This window comes from Uliginosibacterium gangwonense DSM 18521 (genome assembly GCF_000373965.1).
Lineage (GTDB): Bacteria > Pseudomonadota > Gammaproteobacteria > Burkholderiales > Rhodocyclaceae > Uliginosibacterium > Uliginosibacterium gangwonense.
Genome location: NZ_KB892848.1, coordinates 1 through 20,537, shown reverse-complemented (window position 1 = coordinate 20,537; position 20,537 = coordinate 1). Strand labels below are relative to the sequence as shown.

General features: G+C 56.4%; 21 protein-coding genes and 2 pseudogenes. 17 read left to right on the top strand and 6 right to left on the bottom strand.

Annotation, left to right across the window (positions count from 1 at the left end):
* The first annotated feature begins 270 nt into the window (after positions 1-270).
* The 12 genes from atpD (at position 271) to B145_RS25605 (ending at position 9,661) form a co-directional block, all read left to right on the top strand.
* Positions 271-1,749 (top strand): F0F1 ATP synthase subunit beta, encoded by a 1,479-nt coding sequence (gene atpD / locus B145_RS0113535; RefSeq protein WP_033407237.1) that lies wholly within the window; start codon positions 271-273, stop codon positions 1,747-1,749.
* Positions 1,733-2,128, top strand: a complete 396-nt coding sequence (locus tag B145_RS0113530) for a F0F1 ATP synthase subunit epsilon (protein ID WP_018608048.1) — start codon at positions 1,733-1,735, stop codon at positions 2,126-2,128. The genes atpD and B145_RS0113530 overlap by 17 nt, the downstream gene beginning before the upstream one ends.
* Entirely contained in the window at positions 2,121-2,450 is a 330-nt protein-coding gene (locus B145_RS0113525; protein ID WP_018608045.1) for an AtpZ/AtpI family protein, read from the top strand. The genes B145_RS0113530 and B145_RS0113525 overlap by 8 nt, the downstream gene beginning before the upstream one ends.
* A complete protein-coding gene (locus tag B145_RS0113520; protein WP_211209834.1) occupies positions 2,447-2,776 on the top strand; it encodes an ATP synthase subunit I in 330 nt (109 codons plus the stop codon). The genes B145_RS0113525 and B145_RS0113520 overlap by 4 nt, the downstream gene beginning before the upstream one ends.
* Entirely contained in the window at positions 2,766-3,467 is a 702-nt protein-coding gene (locus tag B145_RS0113515; RefSeq protein ID WP_018608041.1) for a F0F1 ATP synthase subunit A, read from the top strand. The genes B145_RS0113520 and B145_RS0113515 overlap by 11 nt, the downstream gene beginning before the upstream one ends.
* 28 nt (positions 3,468-3,495) lie before the next feature.
* The gene (locus B145_RS0113510; RefSeq protein WP_018608039.1) at positions 3,496-3,777 is read left to right on the top strand and encodes a F0F1 ATP synthase subunit C; all 282 of its coding nucleotides are present in this window, start codon (positions 3,496-3,498) and stop codon (positions 3,775-3,777) included.
* A gap of 3 nt (positions 3,778-3,780) precedes the next feature.
* Positions 3,781-4,587, top strand: coding sequence for a F0F1 ATP synthase subunit delta (locus B145_RS0113505; RefSeq protein WP_018608037.1), 807 nt, complete (start codon positions 3,781-3,783; stop codon positions 4,585-4,587).
* On the top strand, positions 4,584-6,167 hold the full coding sequence (locus B145_RS0113500; protein ID WP_018608035.1) for an alternate F1F0 ATPase, F1 subunit alpha: 1,584 nt from the start codon (positions 4,584-4,586) through the stop codon (positions 6,165-6,167). The genes B145_RS0113505 and B145_RS0113500 overlap by 4 nt, the downstream gene beginning before the upstream one ends.
* Before the next feature lie 45 nt (positions 6,168-6,212).
* Positions 6,213-6,578 (top strand): HPF/RaiA family ribosome-associated protein, encoded by a 366-nt coding sequence (locus B145_RS0113495; RefSeq protein WP_018608033.1) that lies wholly within the window; start codon positions 6,213-6,215, stop codon positions 6,576-6,578.
* Between the two features lie 4 nt (positions 6,579-6,582).
* Entirely contained in the window at positions 6,583-7,467 is an 885-nt protein-coding gene (locus B145_RS0113490) for a F0F1 ATP synthase subunit gamma (RefSeq protein WP_018608032.1), read from the top strand.
* Positions 7,468-7,691: 224 nt separating this feature from the next.
* Positions 7,692-8,996, top strand: coding sequence for a hypothetical protein (locus B145_RS0113485; protein WP_018608030.1), 1,305 nt, complete (start codon positions 7,692-7,694; stop codon positions 8,994-8,996).
* 116 nt (positions 8,997-9,112) lie between these two features.
* Positions 9,113-9,661: a Fic family protein gene (locus B145_RS25605; RefSeq protein ID WP_018608028.1), complete on the top strand. Its 549-nt coding sequence runs from the start codon at positions 9,113-9,115 to the stop codon at positions 9,659-9,661.
* Positions 9,662-9,945: 284 nt separating this feature from the next.
* On the opposite strand, the pseudogene B145_RS28140 reads toward B145_RS25605, so the two are convergent.
* A pseudogene (locus tag B145_RS28140) lies at positions 9,946-10,125 on the bottom strand (transposase); the annotation flags it as partial.
* 28 nt (positions 10,126-10,153) lie between these two features.
* Between B145_RS28140 and B145_RS29650 the strand changes: the two are divergent.
* Positions 10,154-10,258: pseudogene (locus B145_RS29650) on the top strand (IS481 family transposase); the annotation flags it as partial.
* Here the strand turns inward: B145_RS29650 and B145_RS0113475 are convergent.
* From B145_RS0113475 to B145_RS29360, 3 genes are all read right to left on the bottom strand, one after another.
* Complete coding sequence (locus B145_RS0113475) at positions 10,245-10,637, bottom strand: hypothetical protein (protein WP_018608026.1); 393 nt, start codon at positions 10,635-10,637, stop codon at positions 10,245-10,247. The pseudogene B145_RS29650 and the gene B145_RS0113475 sit on opposite strands and share 14 nt — an antisense overlap.
* 211 nt (positions 10,638-10,848) lie before the next feature.
* On the bottom strand, positions 10,849-11,562 hold the full coding sequence (locus tag B145_RS0113470; protein ID WP_018608025.1) for a hypothetical protein: 714 nt from the start codon (positions 11,560-11,562) through the stop codon (positions 10,849-10,851).
* 21 nt (positions 11,563-11,583) lie between these two features.
* Positions 11,584-11,754, bottom strand: a complete 171-nt coding sequence (locus tag B145_RS29360; protein WP_018608023.1) for a hypothetical protein — start codon at positions 11,752-11,754, stop codon at positions 11,584-11,586.
* 521 nt (positions 11,755-12,275) lie between these two features.
* Here B145_RS29360 and imuA point away from each other — a divergent pair.
* Genes imuA through B145_RS0113445 form a run of 3 tightly spaced genes read left to right on the top strand, consistent with a single transcriptional unit; the run spans position 12,276 to position 17,479 of the window.
* Complete coding sequence (gene imuA / locus B145_RS0113455; protein ID WP_018608020.1) at positions 12,276-12,992, top strand: translesion DNA synthesis-associated protein ImuA; 717 nt, start codon at positions 12,276-12,278, stop codon at positions 12,990-12,992.
* Positions 12,925-14,358: a Y-family DNA polymerase gene (locus tag B145_RS0113450; RefSeq protein ID WP_033407225.1), complete on the top strand. Its 1,434-nt coding sequence runs from the start codon at positions 12,925-12,927 to the stop codon at positions 14,356-14,358. Before imuA ends, B145_RS0113450 begins: the two co-directional genes overlap by 68 nt.
* Complete coding sequence (locus B145_RS0113445; protein WP_018608016.1) at positions 14,342-17,479, top strand: error-prone DNA polymerase; 3,138 nt, start codon at positions 14,342-14,344, stop codon at positions 17,477-17,479. Before B145_RS0113450 ends, B145_RS0113445 begins: the two co-directional genes overlap by 17 nt.
* Before the next feature lie 61 nt (positions 17,480-17,540).
* On the opposite strand, the gene B145_RS0113440 is transcribed toward B145_RS0113445, so the two are convergent.
* Positions 17,541-18,701: an IS30 family transposase gene (locus B145_RS0113440; protein WP_018608014.1), complete on the bottom strand. Its 1,161-nt coding sequence runs from the start codon at positions 18,699-18,701 to the stop codon at positions 17,541-17,543.
* A gap of 525 nt (positions 18,702-19,226) precedes the next feature.
* Between B145_RS0113440 and B145_RS0113435 the strand changes: the two genes are divergently transcribed.
* Complete coding sequence (locus B145_RS0113435) at positions 19,227-19,871, top strand: phosphatase PAP2 family protein (RefSeq protein ID WP_018608011.1); 645 nt, start codon at positions 19,227-19,229, stop codon at positions 19,869-19,871.
* A 168-nt stretch (positions 19,872-20,039) separates the two neighbouring features.
* On the opposite strand, the gene B145_RS0113430 is transcribed toward B145_RS0113435, so the two are convergent.
* Positions 20,040-20,537, bottom strand: a 498-nt coding sequence (locus B145_RS0113430; RefSeq protein WP_018608009.1) for a cupin domain-containing protein, incomplete at its 5' end; no start/stop codon positions are given.

The window sequence follows — 20,537 nt, the reverse complement described above, 5'->3', positions numbered from 1 at the left end:
CCCGGGTTATCAGCGGCTTTGTTGCAGAGCATTTCGGCTGGCGCTCAATGTTTGTCCTTGCCGCCATTGGCGTTGCACTCTGGCGAGCCTTGCCCCGCTTTTTGCCGACCACCACTATGACTTACCCGGCATTGCTGGGATCGCTGCCCGGTAGTCCGTGGCAACGACTATGCTGGGCCGCTATCCTTTGAATTAGGTGTTGCCGTTGTGCTCGCCTCTCGGCGCAATCATCCCAGCCGTGCAGAAAACCTCTCAACACAAGAAGGCAAGATGACTCGCGAGCACGTTGGCGTCAAACAGGTCACTCCCAATCAAGGCACGATTGTCTCGATACGTGGCAGCGTGGTCGATGTGCGCTTTGCGCAAAACCTGCCGACAATTCAGTCCCTGCTGCGTACCGGCGAGGACGCGAAGATCATCATTGAAGTCCAGGCCCAACGCGATGCACAGCACGTGCGCGGTATCGCCTTGACGCCCACTCAGGGGCTGGCGCGCGGCATGCTGGTGGAGGATACCGGCGGCCCACTGCTGGCACCCGTAGGCAAAGCGATTCTCTCGCGCATGTTCGACGTGTTTGGCAATGTTATCGACCGTGGCCCTGCCCTGGCAGAGGTGGCATGGCGCCCGGTGCATCATACGCCGCCGCCACTGACGCAACGCTCAACAAAATCTGAGATTTTTGAAACTGGTATCAAGCTCATCGATGTGCTGATGCCGCTTGAACGAGGCGGCAAAGCGGGTTTGTTGGGCGGCGCGGGGGTGGGCAAAACCGTGCTGCTCACCGAGATCATCCACAACATGATTGGCCATCATGAAGGCGTCAGCATCTTTTGTGGCATCGGCGAGCGCTGTCGAGAAGGCGAAGAACTGTACAGCGATATGAAAGCTGCCGGCGTGCTGCCCAATATGGTGATGCTTTTCGGCCAGATGAACGAGCCCCCCGGTAGTCGCTTCCGGATCGGCCATGCTGCGTTGACGATGGCCGAGTATTTCCGCGATGACGAGCATCGCGACGTGCTCCTGCTGATAGATAACATCTTCCGCTTCATCCAGGCGGGCATGGAGGTATCTGGGCTGATGGGGCAGATGCCCTCGCGGCTCGGCTACCAACCCACCATGGCCACGGAACTATCTGCCCTGGAAGAGCGCATCGCCAACACCGAAAATGGGGCGATCACCTCTATCCAGGCGGTATATGTTCCGGCAGACGACTTTACCGATCCGGCTGCCGTGCACACTTTCTCGCATCTCTCGGCCTCCATTGTGTTGTCGCGCAAGCGTGCCAGCGAAGGCTTGTATCCGGCCATCGACCCGCTGCAATCGAACTCCAAGATGGCCAACCCCGGCGTCGTGGGTGAGCGTCATTACGCCCTTGCCCAACAGATCCGCCGCACGCTCGCCCAATACGCGCAGCTCAAAGACATCATCGCCATGCTCGGGCTTGAGCAATTGTCGGTGGAAGATCGCCGGGTGGTCGGACGGGCGCGGCGCCTTGAACGCTTTCTGACCCAACCGTTTTTCACCACCGAGCAGTTCACCGGTCTGAAAGGCAAGCTTGTCAGCCTCGCTGATGCACTGGATGGCTGCGAGCGGATACTGAATGACGAATTCAAGGACACCCCCGAACGCGCACTGTACATGATCGGCACCATCAACGAAGCAAAACAGAATCTGGCCGAACTCAAGCCGACGCCCACTACCACGCCACCGCTCAAAGAGGAGGCTCTCACCCATGCTCATGACGCTTAAGGTGCTCTTGCCGTTCCGGATTTTTGTCGAGGAAACAGCCGTTTCACGCATCGTGGCCGAAACACCAACAGGCTCCTTCGGACTGCTGCCACACCGTCTTGATTGTGTCGCTGCACTCGCGCCGGGAATCCTGACTTACGAAACCGAGGCTGACGGCGAGGTATTTATCGCCGTCGATGAAGGCGTGTTGGTCAAGAGCGGTGCCAATGTTCTGGTCTCCGTGCACCGCGCACTTGGCGGCGATGACCTCGGCGTATTGCATGACGATGTGGTAGAACAGTTTCTGAATCTTGACGAAGAGGAGACCAGCCTGCGTAGCGTAATGGCAAAGTTGGAGAGCGGCTTTCTGCGCCGCTTTGCGGGATTTCAGCATGACTGATTCAGGCAAGAAACCTAGCAAGGCCTCGCTCGACTTTGCAGCGCTGATCGGCGCCAAGAGCGCACGCAAATTGAAAGCTCAGCACAACACCGGCGCGGGCGTATGGTTTGGCCTGGGCATGATGGGTTTGATCGGTTGGTCGGTTGTAGTGCCCACCCTGCTGGGTACCGCACTCGGCCTATGGCTGGATGAACATCATCCCAGCACCCACTCGTGGACCCTCGCACTGCTGGTTGCCGGACTGCTCATCGGCTGCGCCAATGCCTGGCACTGGGTTGACAAGGAAGACAAGGCGATCCATGACGAAGAGGAGAAAAAATGATGAATGCAACACTTCTCTGGGTGCTGACTCTACTGCTGGCGGGTGTTGCTGGCGGCGTACTCGGTGCGATTTTCTTCGGTGGTTTGTGGTGGACCGTGCGCAAGAGCATGACTTCCCCCCATGCCGCTTTGTGGGTTTTTACCAGCCTGCTCGCACGCATGGGCATCGCCCTGGGCGGCTTGTATGTTGTGGCCGGCGGGCAATGGCAGCGCTTATTGGCGGGGTTGCTAGGATTCGTGCTGGCACGCCTATTGGTCATCCGAGTGACCCGCACGCCAAACAATGATAGTCCGCCAGCGATGCGCGAGGCCAGCCATGCACCTTAGTCCCGACGAAATGATTTTCTGGCAGTACGGTTTCATCAAACTCAATGGCACGATCGTGTTTACTTGGGGCTTGATGCTCGTGCTGGTGCTGGGTTCAAAACTCATCACGCGCAAGCTATCGATAGATCTTCAGCGCTCGCACTGGCAGAACCTGCTGGAAATCATCGTCACAACCATCAACGGCCAGATCCAAGACCTTGGCTTGGCGCAACCGGAAAAGTATCTGGGTTTTCTCGGCACGCTGTTCCTGTTTGTCGCAGCGGCCAGCTTATGCACGGTAATCCCCGGCTACGAGCCACCCACCGGGTCGCTATCGACCACAGCGGCACTAGCCCTGTGCGTGTTGGTAGCGGTGCCGCTGTTCGGGATTGAAGACCAAGGGCTGCGCGGTTATCTCAGGTCCTACATCGAACCGACCGTGGTCATGCTCCCGTTTCATTTGATCAGCGAAGTGTCCCGCACCCTGGCGCTGGCCGTACGCCTGTTCGGCAACATGATGAGCGGCAGCATGATCATCGCCATCCTGCTCACCATCACCCCATTCCTGTTCCCGATTGTCATGACCCTGCTTGGGCTGCTGACGGGCATGGTGCAGGCTTACATCTTCAGCATCCTGGCTGGCGTCTACATCGCCGCCGCCACGCGTGTACGCCAACTGGAGCCCCCTGCAGATCCAAAAACCCAACAATGAAACACCACTCACTTTCAAAGGAACCCACATGGACATCATGACGATTATCGCGGTGGCATCCATTGTCATTGCCGGCATCACTACCTGCTTTGGGACCATGTGTCCGGCGCTGGCCGAAGGCCGTGCTGTTGCCACGGCCCTCACCTCCTTGGCGCAACAGCCCGACGCCTCAGCCACCATTACGCGAACACTCTTTGTCGGTTTGGCAATGATCGAATCAACGGCCATCTATTGTTTCGTGGTGTCGATGATCCTGATCTTTGCCAATCCGTTCTGGAATTTCGCCATCGCACATGCAACCGGCAAGTAAGCCATGCTGATCGATTGGTTCACCGTTGGTGCACAAACGCTTAACTTCCTCATCCTTGTATGGTTGATGAAGCGCTTTTTGTATCAACCCATTCTGCATGCCATTGCTGCGCGTGAAAAAAGGATCACGGACGAACTCGCCGCTGCTGCCGCGAAAAAGGCCGAGGCCACCCAGGAACGCGATACGTACCAACGCAAGAACGCGGAATTCGACCAACAACGCGCTGAAATGCTAGACAAGGCAACAGAGGACGCCAAGGCTGAACGCCAGCGCCTAATCGCCGAAGCGCACACAGCCATAGATGCCATGCGGGCAACCCATGAAATCGCCCTGAACCGCGAGCAGAAGAACCTGCACGAAGAAATTGCCCGGTACACGCAGCGAGAGGTATTCGCTATCGCCCGCAAAACACTCGGAGACCTTGCCGGGATTTCGCTCGAAGCCAGAATTTGTGAAGTCTTCACTCACCGTCTGGGAACACTTGACGCTGCAACCAAACAGGTGCTGGCAGCAGCAGTTGGGTCATCCAGGCCGGTGCTGGTGCGTAGCGCTTTTGAATTGTCTGCGGAGCAGCGTGCGGCGATCCTGCAAGCACTCCAGGTAGCCCTCGCAGCGGACGTCCACCTCAATTTTGCCGACGCGCCGGATCTCATCAGTGGCATCGAACTCAGCACTGCCGGGCAGAAACTCGCCTGGAGCATTGCCGACTACCTTGCCTCACTTGATGAACACATCAATGCCTGGCTCAAAGACAATATCCCCACAGAGGCTACGACCTCTACCCAGGCCACGATCGATAGCGCTACATGAGCAAACCATTTGACAGCCTCGCGGCGGTTTTCGAACGCAGCTTCACTCACCTGGGTGAGGCACGCGAAGGTTTTGTCCCACAGCTCACGCTCCAAGAGATTGGCAGCATTACCGAGGTTGCCACCGGCATTGCGCATGTGGCGGGTTTGCCTGGAATCGGTTTTGACGAGCTGGTGAAATTCCGCAACGGCGTATTCGGGATTGCCTTCAATGTGGATGAAGATGACATCGGAGTTGTCTTGCTTGGTGACTACACCGCGCTGCAAGCCGGAGATGAAGTCCAACGTACGGGCCACGTTCTGGATGTTGGCGTAGGCGAGGCGCTACTTGGTCGTGTCATTGATGCCCTGGGACGCCCACTCGACGGCAAGGGCCCAGTCGCCACCAGCGGGCGCCTGCCCATCGAACGCCCCGCCACTGCGATCATGGACCGTGCCCCGGTCAGCGTACCGCTGCAAACCGGTGTCAAGGTCATCGATGCGCTGATTCCCATCGGACGAGGACAGCGCGAGCTGATCCTCGGTGATCGCCAAACAGGAAAGACCGCGATTGCCATTGACACCATTCTCAATCAACGCGACAACAATGTCATATGCGTCTACTGTGCAATCGGCCAGCGTGCTTCAATGGTAGCAAAGTCTGTGGCTAATCTGCGTGAGAAAGGTGCGCTGGCCTACACGGTGGTGGTGGTCGCCGAAGGCAATGCCCCACCCGGGCTGGCCTACATCGCCCCGTATGCAGCGACCAGTATCGCCGAATATTTCATGGAAGCCGGACGCGATGTATTGATTGTGTATGACGATCTCACCCAACATGCCCGCGCGTACCGCGAACTGTCCTTGCTATTGCGTCGGCCACCGGGTCGCGAAGCCTTCCCCGGCGACATCTTTTATATCCATTCGCGCCTGCTGGAACGTGCCACGCACTTGCGTGCAGAACTGGGGGGCGGCTCACTCACCGCCCTGCCCGTCATAGAGACCGAAGCGCAAAATATGTCGGCCTACATCCCAACCAATCTGATCTCGATCACCGATGGTCAGATTTACCTGTCGCCATCACTGTTCGAACTCGGCGTGCTACCGGCTGTGGATGTCGGCCAATCGGTTTCCCGTGTGGGTGGCAAGGCCCAGCGCGCGGCTTTCCGCGCCGTAGCCGGCGATCTCAAGCTGGCCCATGCTCAGTTCGAAGAACTGGAGACCTTTGCGCGATTTGGTGCCCGGCTTGACGACAACACGTTAAAGATCATCAAGCATGGCCAACGCATTCGCGCCTGCCTCAAGCAGCCGGAATCCGCTCCCGTCGCGGTAGCGGCCCAGATCAGCGTATTGCTGGCATTGAGCACCAAGCTGTTTGACGAAGTGCCGCTTGAAAATATGCCAGCAGCCGAGTGGGCGGTCAGTGAAGCAGCCCTGAAGCTACCCACTGAACTGCATAAGCGCCTAGACACAGCCAACGAGCTTAGCGAGGCAGATCGTACCAGCATCATCGCCATGGCTCGTCAGGCCATCGCCGCATTCCAGGCAGGCGCCCAAGTCGCCAGCCTGGACAAGCCCGTCACGGCTACATCTGATGCCAGCTAAACCCCTGTCAGGCCGCGACCAACCCCACCGCACAAGGAGTAACACATGCGAATCCAGATCAATACTGACCACAACATCGAAGGCAGTGAAGGGCTGAGCAACCACGTGCAAAGTGTGGTTGAACATACCCTTGATCATCTACGCAGCCACATCACGCGTATTGAAGTTCACCTGAGTGAGGAAACCGGTCGCAAGGGGGGTGACAACGACAAGCGTTGCGTGATGGAGGCTCACCTCGAACACCACCAACCGGTTGTGGTGACGCATCATGCCGCCAACTTGCACCAAGCTATTGAAGGCGCAGTCAGCAAGCTGTTGCGCATGCTCGAAAGTACGATTGAACGCTACCGCGACCAGAAAACCCGCGCCGAAAATTCCATCGTGGCAGATCCAACAATTCCAGAGGAATAGTCAAGTGAGCGACACTACGGCCAGTCTACAGCGCAAGATTGCCAGCGCCCGTGACCTGCAATCCGTGGTGCGCACCATGAAAGCCATGGCCGCCGCAAGTGTCGGCCAATATGAAAAAGCCGTCATTTCGCTGAATGAATATTATCGAACCGTCCAACTGGGCCTTACCGCATCCCTGCGCGACGAAACCAACGCCGCTGCGGCAACGGACCCGGAGCAAGCCGTCACTGCACCAATCGGCGTTATCGTCTTCGGTTCAGACCAGGGGCTGGTGGGTCAATTCAATGACGTGATGGTGGACTTCGTCGAATCCGCGCTTGCAAAACTACCAGGCGAAAAAATTGTCTGGGCCGTCGGTGAGCGGATTCAATCTCGCTTGGCCGAGACCAGCCTGGCAACACGCGCGAGTTTCGTCCTGCCCAAAGTCATCAACGCCATCACGCCACTGGTTGGTGAGATACTCACCGAGCTGGAAACGTATCGTCAACGGACTTCTCTCTCGCAGGTCTATGTGTTTCACCATCGTCCTTGCGCAGGGGCTTTGTACGATCCAGTCAGTCAGCGTCTCCTCCCATTGGACCGCACATGGCAACAGACGCTTACCACCCTGGCTTGGCCCAGCAAAGCCTTGCCAGAAATTCTGAATGATCCTGCCGCGACCTTTCTGGCCTTCGTGCGGGAGTATCTATTCGTGTCGCTATTCAGGGCATGTGCCGAATCCCTTTCCAGCGAAAACGCGAGTCGCCTGGCCGCGATGCAACGCGCCGAGAAAAACATTGATGAATTGCTCGAAGACTTGCGCCGGGGTTACCACCACTTGCGCCAGAGCAGCATTGATGAGGAATTATTCGAGGTGGTTTCTGCTTTTGAAGCGCTGGGCAAGCCGTAAGAGGCGGTTTACGATTTTACGACCAGGCCGTGCAAGGCTTATGCGCTGCTCGAAATCCGGCGGCTTCAAGTTTCAAGCGCTTTGCCAAGGTTTCATATTTGAACGCAGAACAATTCCATTTTTAATGGAACGATTGTGCTTGGTGTGTGTCTGACTCGTATCAAGACTCTGCAGCAAATTTAGCTGACGCAAGGCTGCGCTGCGGAAAGTCGAAGGAGTAAGCCATGAGCAGCGTTATCTCTATTCCTCAAAACGCGCTCTCTAGCGTGTCGAGTATCAATCCAGTAACGTTTCCGTTCGCGGCTTCAGAAACACAGGCAAGCAGCACGGTATTGCTTGACACCATGTCGAGCATTGTCCAACTATCGGCACTCGGACAGGTGGTGACGGCGGGGGCGTCTCTTGAAGCGAGCATTCAATCCCTGCAGGCGAATCCCTCAGAAGCAACGCCAAGCAATGTGTTGGCCAAAGCGGAAAACTTCGTTACCGAGTTTAACCAAACGCAAAATAGTATTGGCAAAGCCCAGCCGTTGCTTGACTTGACATCCAATAGCGCGCTTATCGACCAGTTTGCTCAAACCTTAAATGTCGCCGCGACATCGTCAGCGGACACCCAAACGTCAAACTTGGCGAGTTTGCAAACCATTGGAATTACCCCGCACACCTCATCTGCGTCTGTAACAACCCCAGCAACAACCAGCCTCACCATCAATGAGAACGTACTGAATACTGCCGTAGCCGCCAATCCAGCCGCATCCTTGGCGCTACTGAGTCAGGCGACCCAGCCGCTGCTGCAACAAGTGGCGCAATTTGAAGCCCAGGCCACCACCCCGGGCGGATTGGCGAATGACACAACCGTCGCCCAAAGCGTCGGGGTTCCGATCAATTTATTACAAAACCTGTCCGCAGATACGGCGTTGAACAGCATTCAGCTTTCTGATCTCGACCTCGCTGCAGCAGGCCTGGATGCCAACACAATCCAGCAAACCCGCACTGCGCTCAATGGCTCGTTGAGTGCGACCCTTGCGACTGCGGTAGCCGCCGACTCGACGAGTCAGAGCACATCGGCGCAAGTATTACCCAAAGCAGTGATAGCGCCTGCTGTGGTCGCTACCGTCCCAACACCTGAATCCTTGGTGACAACTGCACCGGCACCGGCAACACCAACCGTCGTGACTGCAGAGGCGGTGACCGTGCCTACTGTTACCCCGCTGAATAGCGCCACCACGTCGACCACAATTCCGACTATTACAATCAGTGCAAACACCGAGGATCAGACTGCTTTTGCTGCGGCAATGACACTTCAAAATCTGGCAAGCGACCCGCAGCTGAACGCCATTTTTGATAATGCTTTTAATCCGTTCTACTCGGCTATCATCTCTGTCTACCATCAGAACGACATTGGGATGCAGTCTGTATTCTCTTTAGCAAATGTCCGGACTGTTATTCCTGCCCCCCTTTCTGCTGTGGACAGGATTCATGGCATCAACGGATATGACGAAGCAAATAATGGCTTTGGAAGTCACTAGGGGCTACTGGCTCTTGGCACTGTTTTCTCTTCTGAAATTGTGTTAACCCTTGCTTTGTTTTTTTAGAGGCTGTTCATGATCTTTTCCTGGAAGGGATTGCCGCCGGTGGGAAGTCCATGCGAGAGCACTTTGAGGTGATCAACCATAGCGAAGCCATCCGCTTTGTCGAAGAGCAGGTTCGTACTCAAAATCGGCTGGCAGTGCGGCAGATCCTACATTTACATAGCCTGATTCTCAAAAACATCCGTGACGAAGAAGCAGGACGTTTCCGACACGAGAATGTCGCCATTTCAGGCGCCAGCACAACCCCACCTGATTATCGGCATCTTACTCAAGAGATGCAGAAGCTGATAGTGTGGCATGAGAGCGTACTCCCTACGCTGCATCCGGTGGTGCGCACAGCTGAGCTACATACACACTTCGTGCAGATCCACCCGTTCATTGACGGTAATGGCCGTACAGGACGCTTGCTGCTGAATCTGGAGTTGATGAAAGCAGGCTACCCACCAGCAGTGATTCGTAAAGAAGATCGAGTTAGGTACTACAACGCACTGGATGAAGCGTGCATGAGTGATTGTTACGACGGGATCACCCTGCTGATTGCAGAAGCGCTTCAGCGTTCGTTGGATGATTATCTCAAGCTTGCTGCAACGGCTTGTCAATGAACTGATCTTTGAAGCACTGGACCAGTTGAACGTTCGGATCCTAGTATTATCCAACAGGATGAGTGAGCAGTGTAACGCTATCGCATTGCGGAACTTTTCAGACTGTATGAGTTCGATAAACACAGGGAAGATGTCGTCATGATGCAGATTCGCCGCGCCATCTTCTATGTGTATCTGTACAACCACCGACTTCCACAGAATGTGCTAAATAGTCAGACTCCCATGTAAGCGATGAAGGCATAGTACGAATCACATCCCCATCTGTTTAATCGCCAGTTGCGGATTCAACCGGTGGATTCAACGGCCTGTTGAAATCGTTCAGCCGGTGTTTCGTAGTTGAGTGTTTTTCTTGGGCGCTCGTTCAGTCGTCTGGCCACAGCATTAAGTTTTGCCTGCGAGTAGCCTGAGAGATCCGTCCCTTTTGGAAAATACTGCCTCAACAACCCATTTGTATTCTCATTGGACTGTAAGGAGCCGCGCATTTTGGCAATTGCCTCTGATTTTCTGGCGCGGCTTGTTACGGCGGTTCCGTACAAGATTCATACCGTTCTGACGGACAACGGTGCTCAGTTTTGCATACAACCTAAATACAGAAACGGCGTGACTGCCTTTCATACGAAGCCTCGGTATAGGATGGTTTGCCGTAACTAGGCATGGACGACTCAACCGATTCACCATCATCGGTGATCGATTCCGCCAGCTTATTACCTACGGCATCGTAGATTTCAGCAATGTCGAACAGACCACCGGAAATGGCTTTGGCTGCGATTGCAGCGTGTTCGGCTGCTTGCGGGCCAGAAAGATCAATCGCCTGGTGCAAATGCAGAAGCCGCCCGGACTCCTCATTGGCCAAGGAGACAATGCCTTCTTCAGCCTGTTCGCGAGCAACAAACCAGGCCGCCGGACTGGCTACGCCAGCCAGCAACAAGCTGACTCCCGCAATGCGCAAGGCGGTACGGTAACGAAAGGAATTCATCGAAAGGGTTCCGATAATCAACTTTGCCGTGCGCATACCCAGCACTAACGATTAACGGCGTGTTTTAAGCATGTCTGGAGGATTCGTGCCCGAAAAGTCATCAGAGCTTTCGTCGCGTTAATGGCTCCGAGGCTGCACTGATTGTTCCCGCCCCAAAACAGGCGTGACGCATATTTAAGCTCAGGAGCACAAACAGAATTCCGGCCAAGACTCACTGCCTACTTTGAAGCATCCATAGTACCAGTCCAGCCGCCACTGCGACCAGCAAGACGACGCCGACAATCAGGCTGCAGAAAAGATCGCTGATGCTGGTCAGGATGTTACGGGCTGCGGCCTCCTTGTCGTTGCGTAATGTTTCGGAGCGGTCGACGAGCAGTTTGAAGCGATCCTTCCCCGCCTTGATGCCATCGTTGTACTGCACAGTCAGCATGCCTTGCTGCAAAGGCGTCAGGTTCTGGTTGTCGAGACCCGACGCCTTTTGCATCAGCATGGCGAATTCGCCAACATAAAACTCGGCGGCTGTGTTCCAGTTATCGATCTGCTTCCGCTCTTCTTCGTTGAAAGCCTTGTTGCTCTGCGCGAGCATGCTGTTGAGGGTCTTGAACAGGCGCTTCGCGCTAGCCTCGTGTTCTTTCTGATACTTCTGCCGTGTTTCAGGTTCGGCGATATAAATGAAGGTCTCTTTCTCGTAACGGCGGATCTTCTCGGCTTCGACCTGCAGGTCTGATAGCATCGAAGTCGCGGTGAGGTTCTCGGCTACGATGGCTTCCACTTTCCCCGGGGTGTGTATCAGCGCTGCGGAGAACGCACCCGCGATCAATGCTAGCATGATGGACAGGCCTATTCCCGGGAGGGTGGCAATTCTCGAAATACTCATGATGTTTTTCTCGTGTGACGCGAAGCGTTGTTCAGGGGCGGTCGGCATGGTGGATCTTGGTGCCGGTGATCATTGCACCAACGAGCTTGGGCGCTCCAGTCGCCCCGTCACGATGGCAGCCACAGCATGCAGGCCAGCGCATGCAATCAGGGTGGTGGCAAGTGCTTCGTGGTTTGCATATAGCCCGTGACACCAAATCAGGCTACTCAGATGTTGGCGCAGGCGGCTTCCTTCATTCACTTCTCTTGCAGCACATTGCAGATGGGACCGGCAAAAGCGCTGGTAGTGGCAAGCATTGCAAGGGTCGATACGAACAGTTTTCTCATGTTGGCATCCCTGTATTTATTTGGCACGCTCCGGCTGGGGCGGTAGGGTGTATTTGAATACAGCAGGCTTAACGTAAGCTTAATTTGCTTGAATTGCTTGTGAGGGTGTACGCACCATTACTTGTTTGCACGAGATCCAGATCAGTGCCCCGAAGTGCGGCTTGGAGCGCTTGCTCTACCGTCAGGGTGCCGCGCACCGGAGAGGCTGTGTAGGCCTAACGAGACTGGGATTAAATGGCACAGTCACCCCCTCCTTGCGCTCAATCAAAGACAAAGCGGGCTTACGATAATAGGAATGCTGACTAAGGTTGCTTTGGCCGAACACCCGCCCCGACCTTATTGTGCCCACTCGCTGAGTAAAACATCGTTCTAAGCCCCTTGACGAAGTGCCAGGATTGAAATACTGTAAATATTAACAGCATTTCAATCCTCACCATGCCTGCTTCCGCTGAACCCTCCTCTCTCCTCCATCGCCCGGATATCTGGCGAGGGGATCGGGTGGCTGAGCTGGGGGCGGATTGTGTGGCCAGTGGTTATGCGGCGCTGGATGCGTTGTTGCCGGGGGCGGGCTGGCCGTGCGGGGCTTTAAGTGAGCTGCTGCTGGATCAGCCGGGAATTGGTGAGCTGGAATTGCTGCACCCAGCTCTGGCACGCCTTAGTGCAGAAGGTGCCTGGCTGGCCTGGGTGGCGCCTGCTTTGCCGGTTTACGCACCCGCTTTGCTGCAATGGGGGTTGAGTCTTGAGCGGTTGCTCGTGCTACCCGTCAAGGGGCTGGATGCCTTGTGGTGTGTCGAGCAGATTCTCTCTTCTGGCGCATTTGGGGGCGTTGTGGCGTGGTTGCCTGAAGCGCAGCCGCCGCAGATGCGCCGTTTGCAGGTCGCAGCACAGGGGCAGCGCCCACTGGCCTTTGTCATGCGCCCATCGGCGTGCGCACAGCAATCTTCGCCAGCGCCCCTGCGTGTGGCACTCCATGCGGGGCGACATGCACGCGCCGGGCTGTCTGTCCATGTGTTCAAACGCCGGGGTGCGCCGGTGGCGCAGTCCATCGAAATCGACATCCCCCGACCGGTTTTCCGTATCGATCATGGCTTCCCCGCTCTGGCTGGCGCTCCATTTTCCGCGTCTTCCGCTCGAAGTCTTTCCGCCGTGTGAGCGCCCCACGGTCGTGGTCTGGGCTGATCGCGTTGTTGCTTGCAATGCATTGGCCGACGCAGCGGGGATTCATGCGGGGATGAAGACTGGCAGCGCCTGGGCACTGGCGCCGACCCTGCACGTCTACACCCGCACGATTCCGGCTGAAGTGCAGGCTTTGCAGAATCTGGCCTGCTGGGCTGGGCGACTGACGCCCCATGTGTATATGGAAGCCCCGAACGCGCTCTTGCTGGAAATTGGCGGTTGCCTGCGCCTATTCGAGGGGTTGGACCGTCTGCTGGACATAGCTTGTAGCGAATCGGCTGGGTTGGGCTTTTCGCCCAAGATTGGTTTGGCACCTACCCCCCGTGCAGCCCTTTGGCGTGCCCGTGCGGGCTTACATGAGGCGTGGCAGGATGCAACTGCGACTGACCTGTTCGGCGCCTTGGCTGAGGTGCCTGTTGCCGCTTTGGCGCTCGAAGCAAATTCGCTTGCTGCTGTGCAGGCCTGGGGTATTTCCCGACTGGGAGAACTACTGAGTTTGCCACGTGAGGGGTTGGCTGCCCGGCTGGGGACGGGTTTTGTGCTGCAATTGGCGCAGGCGCTGGGCGAATTGAGTGACCCACGTGAGTCCTTCATCTTCCCGGAGCGCTTTTCTCAACGCATCGAATGGCCCGCTCCGGTGGAGCACACCACGGCTATTCTGTTTTCCAGCCGTCGCATCATCGCGGCCTTATCCGGGTGGCTGAGTCGGCGTGCCAGTGGGCTACGCGAATGTGTGCTGATCCTGGAGCACCCGCATCAAGACCCCACCCAGCTGCGTTTGCGCTTTGCCGAACCGGTGTATCAGGCCAGCCGGATTGAGCGTCTGCTGCGCGAACGCCTGGAGCGCCATCGCCTGAAGGACGCCGTGGAAGCCTTGCGTCTGGAGGCCACACGCATCGAGCCCCTTCAAGGTGAAGCCCTGGCGCTGTTCGGGCAGGCACCACCCAAAAACAGTGTGGCTGAGGTGCTGGATCGCTTGCGGGTACGCGTGGGCGAAGAGGCCGTCCAGATTTTGGGCGCACGGGCGGACCATCGCCCCGAGAACGCGCACCTGCTTGCTAGCACGCCCCATGTTACGGCTAGCCCGGCATTTCCGCGCCCTGTGTGGCTCACGCCCAAACCACGGCGTCTGCGCGAACGGCAGGGTCGCCCGGACCATGGCGGACCACTGGTGCTGATCAGTGGCCCCGAGCGGATCGAGAGCGGCTGGTGGGATGAGGGGGAAGCTGGCGCCACCGGGGATTTGCGGCGTGACTATTTCGTCGCCTTTGCTCCGAATGGCCAATGGCTGTGGATTTATCGTGATCAGGAAGGATGGTGGCTGCATGGCCTCTTTGCCTGAATCTACCCCGACCCCGGGCTTTGCCACCCTGCCCGATTACGCAGAGCTGCACTGCCTGTCCAACTTCACCTTTCTGCGCGGCGCCTCGCATGCAGAGGAATTGGTGCAGCAGGCCCACGCTTATGGTTACCGTGCGCTGGCTATTACTGATGAATGCTCGTTTGCGGGGGCTGCGCGGGCCCACATCGCAGCCAAAGAGGTGGGAATCAAGCTCCTGCATGGCACCGAGATGCGTCTCTCCAATGGCTTGAGGATAATCTGTCTGGCCTGCGACCGGGAGGGCTACGGCAACCTCTCGGCTTTGGTCACATTAGCCCGACGTCGCGCCGAGAAAGGCGAGTACAACATCCAGCCGGGCGATTTCGAGCCCCTCACCCCCTTCGGCGCCCTCCCCGGTTGTCTGGCGCTGTGGCTCCCCGAGCAGGCGCCAGATGCCGAACAGGGGCAGTGGTTGCGCCAGCGCTTTCCGGATCGGGTCTGGATCGTGTACGAACGCCATCTGCAGCCTGACGACGCATGGCGTCTGGCGAAGCTGCGAGCCATCAGTCAGCATCTGGAGATTCCCCTGCTGGCGGCGGGGGACGTGCACATGCACAGCAAGGCACGGCGTCCTTTACAGGATGTGCTCACCGCACTGCGCCTGAACACCTCCGTGGAGCAGGCAGGCTATGCCCTGTATCCCAATGCCGAGCGAGCTATGCGCTCCCGCCTGCGGCTGGCCACCCTTTACCCGGAGGAATTGCTGGCGGAAACCTTGCGTGTGGCCGAACGCTGCCATTTCTCGCTCGATGAGTTGCGCTACGAATATCCCGATGAAATCGTGCCGGCAGGTGTGTCTGCTGCCGACTACCTGCGCCAGATGACAGAAGACGGCTTAGCCAGGCGTTATACCGATGGCGTACCCGATAAGGTACGCGGACGCATCGAGCACGAACTGAGCCTGATTGGTGAATTACGATTTGAACCCTACTTTCTCACGGTGTTCGACATTGTGCGCTTTGCCCGTAGCCAGAACATCCTGTGTCAAGGGCGTGGATCGGCAGCCAATTCAGCGGTCTGCTATGCCTTGGGCATTACCGAGGTTGACCCGGCGCATTCAGAATTGCTCTTTGAACGGTTCATCTCCAAGGAACGTAACGAGCCGCCGGATATTGATGTGGATTTTGAGCATGAGCGGCGCGAAGAAGTCATCCAGTATCTCTATCGCAAATATGGCCGTGACCGTGCAGCGCTGGCTGCCACCGTGATCTGTTATCGCACGCGCGGCGCCATGCGCGATGTGGGGCGTGCGCTGGGCTTCGGCTTGCCGCAAATCGAAGCGCTGACCAAATCCATGGCATGGTGGGACAAGCGTGAAACCCTGCCGGAACGCCTTGCTGCGGCGGGCTTGAATCCGGACAGCCCACGCGTACAAAAATGGCTGCATCTGGCCGAGGCACTGCGCGGGTTTCCGCGCCACCTCTCCCAACACGTCGGGGGCTTTGTAATCTCACGCGGGCCACTTTCGCGGCTGGTGCCGATCGAGAACGCCGCGATGCCTGATCGCAGCGTTATCCAGTGGGATAAGGACGATCTGGATGCCATGGGGCTCCTCAAAGTCGACGTGCTGGCACTCGGTATGCTCTCTGCCTTGCGACGGGCGCTGGAAGGCGTGGGCCAATGCTTGCAGCGCCCGATGCGCATGCAGGATATCCCCCGTGAAGATCCCGCTACGTACCAGATGCTGCAAAAGGCCGATACCGTCGGCGTATTTCAGGTGGAGTCCCGCGCCCAGATGGCCATGCTGCCACGCCTCAGGCCAAAGAAATTCTATGACTTAGTCATCGAGGTATCCCTGGTGCGCCCTGGCCCGATCCAGGGCAACATGGTGCATCCCTACCTGAGACGGCGCACGGGTGCAGAACCCGTCCTCTACCCCAGTGATGCAGTTCAAAGCATTCTGGAGCGTACTCTGGGCGTACCGATTTTTCAGGAACAAGCCATGCAGCTCTCCATGGTGGCGGCAGGCTTCACTGCAGATGAAGCGGATGCCTTGCGGCGAGCCATGGCGGCCTGGAAGCGCAAAGGCAGCATCGGCCCCTTCGAGGAGAAGCTGCTCAGCGGTATGCGCGAACGCGGTTATAGCGAAGAATTTGCCCAATCCCTGATCCGCCAGTTACATGGGTTTGCGAGTTACGGTTTTCCGGAAAGCCACGCCGCCAGCTTTGCGCTGCTGGTGTATGCTTCGGCATGGATCAAATGCCATTATCCTGCAGTATTCCTCACCGCACTGCTCAATAGCCAGCCGATGGGGTTTTATGCCCCCGCACAATTGGTACAGGATGCCCGGCGTCACGGCGTGCGCGTTGAACCCGTGGATGTGTGTGCCAGCAACTGGGATTGCAGCCTGATCTTTGAGGGCAACCCCCGCCATCAACCGGCGGCGCGACTTGGGTTCAGAGAGATCAGAGGGCTGAATCAGAACCTTGCACAGGGCATTGTCGCGGCGCGCCAGCGCGCACCCTTTGCCTCGGTGGATGATCTGGCGCATCGCGCCAATCTGGATAGCGCTACCTTACGCTTGCTGGCCCATGCCAATGCACTGAAGGGGCTTGCCGGGCATCGTCGTCAGGCTGCATGGGAAGTGGCAGGCGTGTTTGTGCAACGTGATCTTTTTGAAGGCATCCAGCGCCCGGAGAGACAGCCCACACTGACTATCCCCACCGAAGGAGAGAACATTGTTGCTGATTATGACAGCGTCGCACTGACGCTGGGACGTCACCCCTTGGCCTTGCTGCGCGAGCAACTTGCCAAGCACCGGTTCATTTCTGCCGCAGACGCGAACGCCTGTGGGGACCGCGCCCTGGCGCGCGTTGCGGGACTGGTCACCTGCCGCCAGCGCCCCGGCACGGCCGAAGGGGTGGTGTTCATCACCATGGAAGATGAAAGTGGTGTCAGTAACGTTGTCGTCTATCCCAGCCTCGTCAATCCCTTCCGCCGCGAAATCCTCAGTGCCAGCCTGCTCGGTGTGTATGGGCAGATCCAGCGTGAAGGAGACGTTGTGCATCTGGTGGCCAAGCGTCTGGTGGATCTCTCGGTATTGCTGGGGGATATTACTGTTGTCAGTCGGGATTTCCATTAGTGGTCGCGCAAATTGTTGTGAGCGTGAGTATCAAGGGATGATGACTACTATGAGTGCGGATTCAACCGGTGGATGCAACAGCCTGTTGAAATCGTTCAGCCGGTGTTTCGTAGTTGAGTGTTTTTCTTGGCCGCTCGTTCAGTCGTCTGGCCACTGCATTAAGTTTTGCCTGCGAGTAGCCTGGGAGATCAGTCCCCTTTGGGAAATACTGCCTCAACAACCCATTTGTATTCTCATTGGACCCACGCTGCCACGGATTATGAGGGTCACAGAAGTAAACCCGGATGTCAGTGGCCAAGGTAAATCGCTTGTGGTCGGCCATCTCTTTGCCACGATCCCAGGTCAGCGATTTGTAGAGTTCCTGCGGCAACTTTCGGGTGTTCTTGATTAACGCGTTAATAACGGTCTCGGTATCCTTACCGGGTAGCTTTACCAACATCAGATAGCGCGTTTGGCGTTCGACCAGTGTTGCAATCTGGCTATTAGAACTTCCGCACAGCATGTCTCCTTCCCAGTGCCCCGGGACGGCCCTATCCTCAGCGGTGGCTGGACGTTCGCTTATCGACACAGCGTCGACTATTCGGCCGTGGTCGTCCGTCTTCTGTGTGTGGTGACGAGAGCGACGCATAACACGTGTGCGCCGGAGATGTGCCAGAAGTTCCTTCTTCAGAGCACCACGAGCCTGAATAAAGAGGCTGCGATAGATGGTTTCGTGTGACACTTGATAGCCCCCGTTGCTCGGATATGTATGCTTAAGCCATCCTGCAATTTGCTCAGGGGACCACTGGGATTGGAGCTTGTCTGACACGAGGTGTGCCAGTGCCCGATTCTCCACCAGCTTGCATCTCTTGGGGCGACGCCCATGATCCCAGGCGGCTTGATCGGCTTGAGTTGCTCGGTAGGAACTACTTCCACCATTACGCCTGATCTCGCGGCTGATGGTCGATGGCGCCCGCCCAAGTTGGGCTGCGATAAAACGCATTGAGTGCCCTACCGCTATAGCACGCGAAATCTCTTCTCGTTCGACCAAGCTCAAAGCCAGTCGACTGCGACATCGTTGCTTGGGGCGTATTCCACCCGTCTCCGCCAGAATACGTTGTATCGAAGAATGGTTGCGATCGAACAGCAGCGCAATCTGCTGGAGCGATTCGCCTTTCTGCCAGCGATCCCACATCAGCAACTTCTGGCTTGCCGAGTAATAAATCCGAGGTCTTTGCTTCATTTGCAACACTCCTCCTGCTTTTGCAGTTTAGTGTATGTTGCATCCACAGGTTGAATCCGCAACCGACAAGCTGCCATTCAGATTCTACTACATTAACCACTCACGACTGTACCGGCCAGATTTTGTCTCATCTATTTCTGGAAGTCACAGCCAATTGATCTATTGTTTTTTTTGAGATGGAGAGAATAAGAAAACGCGCCACAAGCCTTGCTGGGCGTAGTTTGCGACTTTATTTGTGCAGGACAGTGATCCAATGCCTCGAAAAACCTCATGGACGTTAAAGCCCAGTTCGCGACTATAATTGCTAGGAATACCATCATTCCGACCACTGTGAATGATGTTACGCTCTTGCATCGATATGTGAGTATAGATTTTTCCCATCCCAACACCTTACTAAGTTCAAGGTGTTGCACTTCATACTAATGGAGAAAGTAACAGCCCCACGCGATTGGGGTTAGAATATTTTCTTATTCGGGAGTCATGAGCTAGACTCTGCCCTGGTTCATCGTGGATGATAGGTTCTACATGGTTGGTCCGGTATTCCAAACAGTACAGGCTTGGTCGGTTATTACACATTTGGGTTCGGCAACTTTGGTCCTCCCGACGCTAGCGCTCACTGTGATAGGGTTATGGCAATCGCGCCAGCACGTTGCGACATGCGTCTGGGTACTTGGGCTTGTCTTGTCCATAGCAATCACTCTTGTTTCCAAAATACTGTTTCTTGGCTGGGGAATTGGTATCGCATCTCTCAATTTCACTGGCATTAGTGGACACACCTTGCTCGCGACATCGGTGTTACCGATACTCTTCAGTTCGCTCCTGCTGCCTGACCAGTTTCGATTCCGCGTTGCTGGCGCTGTTTTCGGTCTATTGCTCGGCGCAGAAGTAGCTGTATCGAGGGTTGTTCTAGGTGCTCATAGTGTCAGCGAGGTTGTCTGTGCCTGGCTGATAGGCTTTGTTGTAACCGTCGTTACGGTGAGGTCAATGAAAAAGCAGAAGCAACGGCCCTGGATTGTTTATCTTGCACCTTTCATACTCTTGTTCGCCTTCGGTACGAAACATTCCAACTACTTGCCAACACATGATTGGGAAATCAACCTCGCATTGTTTATGTCCGGGCATGAAACACCTTACACGCGATTACAACTACATGCTCTGGCTACAGAGTAGCTAATCTAGCGAACCAAAAGTTGGCGTACCTTCCACTAGCATCCCGTACGCAGCACAAACCTGTCACTTCCCAAGACTACCTGGGCTGGCGAAGACTCCGTGAGCGATATAGTACCGATCTCACCTCGGACTCATTCCTTCGTCATGGAATCGAATAAAACCAACACATCACGCAAACAGCACCTTGTTTTGTTGTGTATCTCGTCCGTACACATCCTGGAGGCGGACGATGTCATCTTCGCCCAGGTATTCGCCATGCTGGACTTCGATCATGACCAACTCCAGCAGGCCGGGGTTTTCAAGGCGATGCTTGTAACCCGCCGGGATAAAGGTCGATTCGTTGGGATTGACGAAGAATTCCTCCTCTCCACACACGACTCTGGCAATCCCGGTGACGACGACCCAGTGTTCGCTGCGATGATGGTGCATCTGTAAGCTCAGGCTGGCGCCGGGTTTGACGACGATGCGCTTGATCTTGAAACTGGGTCTTTCCTCCAGCACCGTATAGTTGCCCCACGGACGGCGCACGGTGACATGGGTNTTGTGGGCTTCATGGCCNCGGCTCTTGAGCGTTGCATAGATGTGCTTGACGTCCTGCACGTTGTCGCGGTGGGCCACCAGCAGTGCGTCCGGCGTATCGACGACAATCAGGTTATCAACGCCGAC